The organism is Kitasatospora sp. NPDC048722, assembly GCF_040650235.1.
Taxonomy (GTDB): Bacteria; Actinomycetota; Actinomycetes; order Streptomycetales; family Streptomycetaceae; genus Kitasatospora.
This window is the reverse complement of sequence record NZ_JBEZGX010000015.1, coordinates 140,475-147,653: the sequence shown is the minus strand read 5'-3', so window position 1 is coordinate 147,653 and position 7,179 is coordinate 140,475. Positions and strand designations below refer to the sequence as shown.

Sequence of the window (7,179 nt, the reverse complement as noted above, 5' to 3'; positions counted from 1 at the left end):
GGGTCCTCGACCCTTGAGCCACCGTCCGGTTCTTCCGGATCTCGAACATCGCACCCCTTGAAGTGGGGTGTTGCAACGATCCCTAGAACTCAAGCGACGGACGAGGGCCTCGCGGCGAACGGGGTCAGCCGCCGGACGGGGTGCGGTTGCCGCCACCGCCCCCGCCGCCGAAACCACCGCCGCCACCGCCGAAGCCGCCGCCCGTGCCCGCGGCGCCTTCGACGAGCTGGCTGGCCGCGTAGCCACCGTCGGCGTCGGGGGTGCCGACGACGGTCACGCTCTGGCCGGGCTGCAGGTCCGCGACCTTGCCGTCCTTGTTGAGCTGGACCTTCGTCGCGTCGCCGGTGGTGACCTTGACGGTGTTGCCGTTGGCGTCGGTCAGGTAGACGGTCGTGCCGTCCACCGCCTTCACCGTGCCGCGCGTGAAGCCGGGCTGCCCGCCCTGCCCCTGGCCGCCCTGGCCACCGCCCCTGCGCGAGCCGGTGCCGCCCTGACCGCCGTAGCCGCCCTGTCCCCCCGCCGCGGCACGCTGCGAGGCGCCGGCGGCCGAGGCCCGGGGCGCGGAGGAGGTCGTCCCGTTGTTCTGCTGGTACCAGACTCCGCCCGCGAACGCGGCCGTGGCGATCACGCCCCCCGCGAGGAGGAGCGAGAGCCAGGGCAGCGGCCGGCGCGGCGGCGCCGCGAGCTCGCCGGCGACGTCCCGGGCGTCCGGCGGGGTGGCGAGGAGGGCGATCTGTTCGGCCGGGTCGTTGATCTCGGTCATGGTCGTGTCCTACTCGTGCCGGAGGGCGTCGATCGGCCGCAGCGAGGCGGCCCGGTTGGCGGGGTAGCTGCCGAAGAAGAGCCCGATGGCGACGGCGATGCCGAACGCGCCGAGCACCGACTCGGGGATCACCACCGGCTTGATGCCGACGATGCTGAAGTGCGAGCCGGCGATCCCGGCCGCGACCCCCAGCCCCGCACCGATCACCGACAACAGCGTGGATTCGGTGAGGAACTGCCCGAGGATCACCGCGCGCGGGGCGCCGAGCGCCTTGCGGATGCCGATCTCCCTGGTCCGTTCGGTCACCGTCACCAGCATGATGTTGGTGATCCCGATCCCGCCGACCAGCAGCGAGATCGCGGCCACCGCGCCGAGCAGCACGGTGAACGTCTTGGTCGTGCTCTCCCGGGCGGTGAGCAGCGAGGCCTGGTTGGTGATCCGGAAGTCGGCCTTGGTCGGGTCGGTGATCGCGTGGGCGGCGAGCAGCACCCGGGTGATCTCGGACTGGGCCGCCGTCGTGCTGTCCGCCGAGGCGGCCTGCACGAGGATCTGGTTGACCGGGCCGAAACCGGTGAAGGCGTTCTGCACGGTGGGCAGCGGCGCGATCAGGACGTCGTCCGGATCGGTGAAGCCGCTTCCGCCCTTGGCCTGGAGCACGCCGACCACCGTGAAGGGCGTGCCGCCGACGGTGATCTTCTTGCCGACCGGGTCCTCGGTGTCGAACAGCTGCTTGGCGGTGGTGGCGCCGAGCACCGCGACCTTGCGCGAGCCGAGGACGTCGTCGTTGGTGAAGTACTCGCCGTGCGCGACCTTCTGGTTGGAGGTCTCGAAGTACGCCGGGTAGGTGCCGACGATCGAGCCGGGGCTGTACGAGACGTTCCCGTAGAGCGCGGTGGCGCTGGTCGTGACGACGGGCGCGACGGACTTGACCGAGGCCGGGTCCGCCTCCGTCGCGAGCGCCTTGGCGTCGGCGACGGTCAGCTTCTTGACCGACGAGGTGGCGCGCGAGCCGCCGTTCGCCGAACCGGAGCTGACGGTGAGGGAGTTGGTGCCGAGCGAGGTGATCGAGTCCTTGACCGCGACCGACGAGCCGTTGCCGACGGCCAGCAGCAGGATCACCGAGGCGACGCCGATCAGCACACCGAGCATGGTGAGCGCCGAGCGCACCTTGTTGGCGGCGAGGCCGCCGACCGCGAAGCGGAGCATCTGCCAGACGATCACGCCGGCACCCCCGACTCGTCGAACAGCGGCGGCGGGCCGTCCACCTTCGCCTGCCGGACGTCGCTGACGATCTGGCCGTCGACGAGCCGCAGCACCCGCTTGGCGTGCCGGGCGACCTCGTCCTCGTGGGTGATCAGGACGACGGTGCGGCCGGTGGCGTTGAGCCGGTCGATGATGGCCAGCACGTCCTCGGTGGCACGGCTGTCCAGGTTGCCGGTCGGTTCGTCGGCGAGCAGCATCGCGGGCGCGGTGACCAGTGCCCGGGCCACGGCGACGCGCTGCTGCTGGCCGCCGGAGAGCTCGTTGGGCCGGTGCCCGGCCCGCTCGGCGAGTCCGACCAGCGACAGCGCGGCCATCGCCCGGCGGCGCCGTTCGGCGGCGCGCACGCCCGCGTAGGCGAGCGGCAGCTCGACCTGGGCGAGGGCGGTGGTGCGCGGCACCAGGTTGAACGACTGGAAGATGAAACCGATCTTGCGGTTGCGGACGAGCGAGAGCTGCCCCTCGTCGAGGTGCCCGACGTCGATGCCGTCCAGCTGGTAGCTGCCGGCGGTGGGGACGTCGAGGCAGCCGAGGATGTTCATGAGGGTGGACTTGCCGGAGCCGGAGCTGCCCATGACCGCGACGTAGTCGCCCTGGTCGATGTCCAGCGCGACGCCGAGCGGCGCACCGGTGGCCGGGTCGGCCGGGCCGCGCAGCGCGTGCACGGTGGCGTCGCCGTGCCCGTAGGCCTTGGTGAGCCGGCGGATCCGGATGACGGGTGGCGGGGGGCCCACGGGCACCCGCTTGTCGATGACGTGACGCATGCTCAGCCCTTGCCACCGCGGCCCGCGCCGCCGGCGTTGCCGCCACCGCCGGGGATGCCACCGCTGCCACCACCGAAGCCGCCGCCACCACCGCCGAAGCCGCCCGCACCGCCGCGACCGCCCTGCCCCGGGAAGGAGCCGTTCGGGAAGCCGTTCCCGGCGCTGGTGGTGGGGAGTTCGACCTTGTCGCCCTCCTTGAGCCCGGTGAGCACCTGCACGGTGCTGTCGCCCTCGACGCCGACCGTGACGCTCACCCGCTGGGTGGAGCCGTCCGGCTGCACCACGTTCGCCGTCCGGCTGCTGCCGGTGCCGGCGAGCGCGGAGGTCGGGAGCGAGAGCGCGTTGTCGGCCTCGCCGGTGACCACCGAGACGGTCGCGCTGAGGCCGGTGCGCAGGGTGCTGGTGTCGCCGCTGATCTGGAGCGTCGCCGCGTACTGGACGGCCGACGAGCCGGCGCTGCCGCCGCCACTGCTGCTGGGCAGCGAACTGACCGACAGGACGGTCGCGTTGAGCTTGGTGTCGGACTGCGCGTTCAGCGCGACCGTGGCCGCCTCGCCCTTCTTGAGCTTGAGCGAGTCGAGCTCGGAGAAGTTGGCGGTGACCTGCATCCCGGTCGGGTTGGTCAGGACGATGAAGCCGCTCGGCGTGCCGCTGCTCGAACTCGTGCTCGCCCCGGTCGACTTGGTCGATCCCGAGGTGGTGGAGGACGATCCCCCGCCGACGGTGTCGCCGACCTTGGCGGAGACCGACGCGACGGTGCCGTCCACCGACGCGGTGAGCGTCGTGCCGGCCAGCGCCGCCTGGGCGTTGGCCACGTTGGTCTGCGCGGTGGCGACCTGCTGCTCGGCCGAGGCGACGGCCGCGTCGTCGACCTTGGTGGTGGTGACGGTGGTGGTCTGCGGAACGGGCGTGCTGTTCCCGCCCGTTGAGCGGCCGCCGCCCCCGGCACCGGCGCTGGGGCTGGGGCCCGGGGCGGCGGGAGCGCTGCTCTGGGGCAGCGGCTCGACGGTCGTGGTGGTGACACCGGCCTGGGCCTTGGTGAGGTTGGCGTTGGCCGTGGTGAGGGCCGCGTTGGCCGCGTCCACCTGCTGCTGGGCGGCGGTGGTGTCGACGGTGGCCAGCACCTGGCCCTTCTTGACGGTGTCCCCGACCGCGACCTTGACGGCCGTGAGCCGGCCACCGGTGGTGAAGTCCTGGGCGGCGTCGGTGGGCGACACCAGGGTGCCGGTTCCGGACACGGTGGCCAGGACCGTCCCCTTGGCCACCGTCGCGGTCCGGGCCTTCGGCTGTCCGGCGGCCGCGCTCGGCCCGCTGTTCACCGTGGTGTACGCCAGGGCGGCGCCGGCCAGCAGGGCCACGCCCAGGGCGGAGTTGACGAGGACGGCGCCTCGCCGTCGTGGGAGCACCTTCATGGCGGACAGCTTCGCCGGGCGCTCTTGCGTCGGCCTGGGCGCGGGCTGGGAGAAAACTGACCGGGCGGATCCGGACATTCCGGTCGCACCGGCCCGTTCACGCGGGCCGCTTGGCCGCCGCGTGGCCGGCCGTTGGCCGAACTCCCAGCCCGCTCCCAGCGATCCCCAGGCATCCGGCAGCGCCCGGTAACACGCCGGAAGCATCCGGCCCTCCCGGGAGCGCCCGGACACCTCCGAGCACCTCCCGAACGCCCCCGGAACGCCGCAGGGGCGTGCCGCGCGTGCGGAACGCCCCTGCGTACGGACGCGGACGTCAGAGCGTCTTGCGGAACTCCTCGGCCACCGCGAGGAAGATCGTGTTGCCCTCGGCCTCGCCGATCGACACCCGCACGCCCTCGGGGAACGGCCGGACGATCACGCCGGCCGCGGCGGCCGCGGCGGCGAAGTCCGCCGAGCGCGCGCCGAGCGGCAGCCACACGAAGTTGGCCTGCGAGTCCGGGAGGTCCCAGCCCTGGGCGCGCAGCCCGGCCACCACCCGGGCGCGCTCCTCCACGAGCGCGTCCACCCGCACCTTGAGCGCGTCCTCGGCGTGCAGCGAGGCGACGGCGGCGTCCTGCGCGAGCTGGTTCACGCCGAACGGGACGGCGGTCTTGCGCAGCGCGGTCGCCACCGGCTCGTGGGCGATCGCGAAGCCGACGCGCAGGCCCGCGAGGCCGTACGCCTTGGAGAAGGTGCGCAGGACGCAGACGTTCGGACGGTCCCGGTAGAGGTCGATGCCGTTGGGCACCTCGGGGTCGCGGATGAACTCGATGTAGGCCTCGTCGACGACGACCAGCACGTCGCCGGGCACCGCGTCGATGAAGCGCTCCAGCTCGGCGCGGTGGATCACGTTGCCGGTCGGGTTGTTCGGGTTGCACACGAAGATCAGCCGGGTGTTCGGCGTGATCGCGGCGAGCATCGCGTCCAGGTCGTGGTCGCCGCCGGCGGTGATCGGGACCGGGACGGGGGTGGCACCCGCCACCTGGGTGATGATCGGGTAGGCCTCGAAGGAGCGCCAGGCGAAGATCACCTCGTCGCCCGGGCCCGCGGTGGCGAGGATCAGCGACTGGGCGACGCCGACCGAGCCGGTGCCGGTGGCGATGTGTTCGGCCGGCACGCCGAAGCGCTTGGCGAGTTCCTCGGTGAGCTCGTTGACCGCCATGTCCGGGTAGCGGTTGAACGACCCGGCCGCCTCGACCGCCGCGGCCAGGACGCCGGGCAGCGGCCCGTACGGGTTCTCGTTGGAGGACAGCTTGTAGGCGTCGGCGCCGGCCGGCTTGCCGGGCTTGTAGGTGGGGATGCCGTCCAGGGTCGGCCGCAGCCGCGGGCCCTGCGCCGACGTTCCGCCTCCGGCGCCAGGCTCCCCCTCGATGGCTCGCTCGCTTCGCTCGCTCACGGTCCTGCTCCTTCTCGATCTTCTCGATCTCCGCGTCTGGTGGACGCGCGATGTCCGGGTGTGCGTCCACCGGTGCGGGTCCTCCGGTGCACACGCCCGGACCACCCCGGTCGGGTGCCTTGCACCATACCGACCGCGCTCACCCGTAGGAGTGAGTTGGCTGGTCGGCCCACCGGTGCAGATCAGCCATTCTGCCGGGTTCCTTTGGCACATGTCAGAGGTAAGACGCCAGGTTTTGGGCCGGTATCGAAGGGGCACACCCCGGCTCACTCGCGGAGAAACGTATCTCCAAAGGCTCCCGATGCGCCGGTCACAGGACCTTGTCAGGAGCCATACGATCGGTCCGCCATGACAGCAGCAGCCAACCAGAGCGGTCGGCGACCCACCACCTCACGGCGTCTGGAGCGGGCCGGCATCCGGGATGTGGCAGCAGCCGCCGGAGTGTCGATCACCACCGTCTCCGACGCGCTGAACGGGAAGGGCCGCCTGCCCGACGAGACCCGCAGCCGGGTGCGCGAGGTCGCCGAGCGCCTCGGCTACCGCCCCTCCGCGGCCGCCCGCACCCTGCGCACCGGACGGTCCGGCCTGATCGGGCTGACCGTCACGACCTACGGCGAGGAGCCGTTCACCTTCACGGAGTTCGCGTACTTCGCCGAGATGGCCCGTGCCGCCACCAGCGCCGCCCTCGGCCGCGGCTACGCGCTGGTGGTGCTGCCCGCCTCCTCCCGGCACGACGTCTGGGGCAACATCGCCCTGGACGGCACCGTGGTGATCGACCCGCCCGACCAGGACCCGCTGGTCAGCGAGCTCTACCGGTCCGGCGTCCCGGTGGTCAGCGACGGCAAGCCCGGCAACTGCCCGGTCACCGCCTGGGTCGACAACGACCACGAGGCCGCCGTGCTCGGCATCCTCGACCACCTCTCCGAAGCCGGCGCCCGCCGGATCGGCCTGCTCACCGGGACCAGCACCGACACCTACACCCGGCTCTCCACCGAGGCCTACCTCGGCTGGTGCGCCAAGGTCGGCCAGGAGCCGGTGTACGAGGCCTACCCCGCGCACGACCCGGCCGCCGGCGCCGTCGCCGCCGACCGGCTGCTCGCCCGCCCCGACCGCCCCGACGCCGTCTACGGCCTGTTCGACCCCAACGGCACCGACCTGCTCGCCGCCGCCCGCCGCTACGGACTGCGGGTGCCCGACGACCTCCTGCTGGTCTGCTGCAGCGAGAGCGACGTCTACGCCGCCACCGAGCCCCCGATCACCACGCTCTCACTGAAGCCGCGCCGGATCGGCACGACCGTCGTCAACCTCCTCATCGACGCCATCGAGGGCGTCGACTCCGGGACGGGCGTCGACATCGCCCGGCTCTTCCCGCCCCGCTTCCGCACCGCCGGAACCGGCCCGCCGCCCGGCACCCTGATGCCCACCGAGCTGATCGTCCGGGCCTCCTCGCAGCGCCGCAGTCCGCGCACCACCGTCAGCCCTCCCCGGCCCCCGGGCGAGGTCTAGACCATACCGAGCCGGGACAAAACGGACCTTGCGGGACGG

The 7,179-nt window shown here is 72.8% G+C and carries 6 protein-coding genes; 1 reads left to right on the top strand and 5 read right to left on the bottom strand.

What is annotated here, in order from left to right; all coding sequences use genetic code 11:
• Nucleotides 1-124 precede the first annotated feature (124 nt).
• The 5 genes from AB0C76_RS14305 to hisC all read right to left on the bottom strand — a co-directional run bounded on the left by AB0C76_RS14305 (nt 125) and on the right by hisC (nt 5,610).
• Nucleotides 125-763 carry a DUF5666 domain-containing protein gene (locus AB0C76_RS14305; protein ID WP_359964270.1) on the bottom strand — a complete coding sequence of 213 codons (639 nt, stop codon included), beginning with the start codon at nt 761-763 and terminating at the stop codon, nt 125-127.
• A 9-nt stretch (nt 764-772) separates the two neighbouring features.
• On the bottom strand, nt 773-1,984 hold the full coding sequence (locus AB0C76_RS14300) for an ABC transporter permease (RefSeq protein WP_359964268.1): 1,212 nt from the start codon (nt 1,982-1,984) through the stop codon (nt 773-775).
• Nucleotides 1,981-2,787, bottom strand: a complete 807-nt coding sequence (locus tag AB0C76_RS14295) for an ABC transporter ATP-binding protein (RefSeq protein ID WP_359964266.1) — start codon at nt 2,785-2,787, stop codon at nt 1,981-1,983. The genes AB0C76_RS14300 and AB0C76_RS14295 overlap by 4 nt, the downstream gene beginning before the upstream one ends.
• A 2-nt stretch (nt 2,788-2,789) precedes the next feature.
• Nucleotides 2,790-4,199 carry a biotin/lipoyl-binding protein gene (locus AB0C76_RS14290; RefSeq protein ID WP_359964264.1) on the bottom strand — a complete coding sequence of 470 codons (1,410 nt, stop codon included), beginning with the start codon at nt 4,197-4,199 and terminating at the stop codon, nt 2,790-2,792.
• 313 nt (nt 4,200-4,512) lie between these two features.
• Nucleotides 4,513-5,610, bottom strand: a complete 1,098-nt coding sequence (gene hisC / locus AB0C76_RS14285; RefSeq protein ID WP_359964290.1) for a histidinol-phosphate transaminase — start codon at nt 5,608-5,610, stop codon at nt 4,513-4,515.
• Between the two features lie 372 nt (nt 5,611-5,982).
• Here hisC and AB0C76_RS14280 point away from each other — a divergent pair, with 372 nt between their 5' ends.
• Nucleotides 5,983-7,140 carry a LacI family DNA-binding transcriptional regulator gene (locus tag AB0C76_RS14280; RefSeq protein WP_078859964.1) on the top strand — a complete coding sequence of 386 codons (1,158 nt, stop codon included), beginning with the start codon at nt 5,983-5,985 and terminating at the stop codon, nt 7,138-7,140.
• Nucleotides 7,141-7,179: the final 39 nt, after the last annotated feature.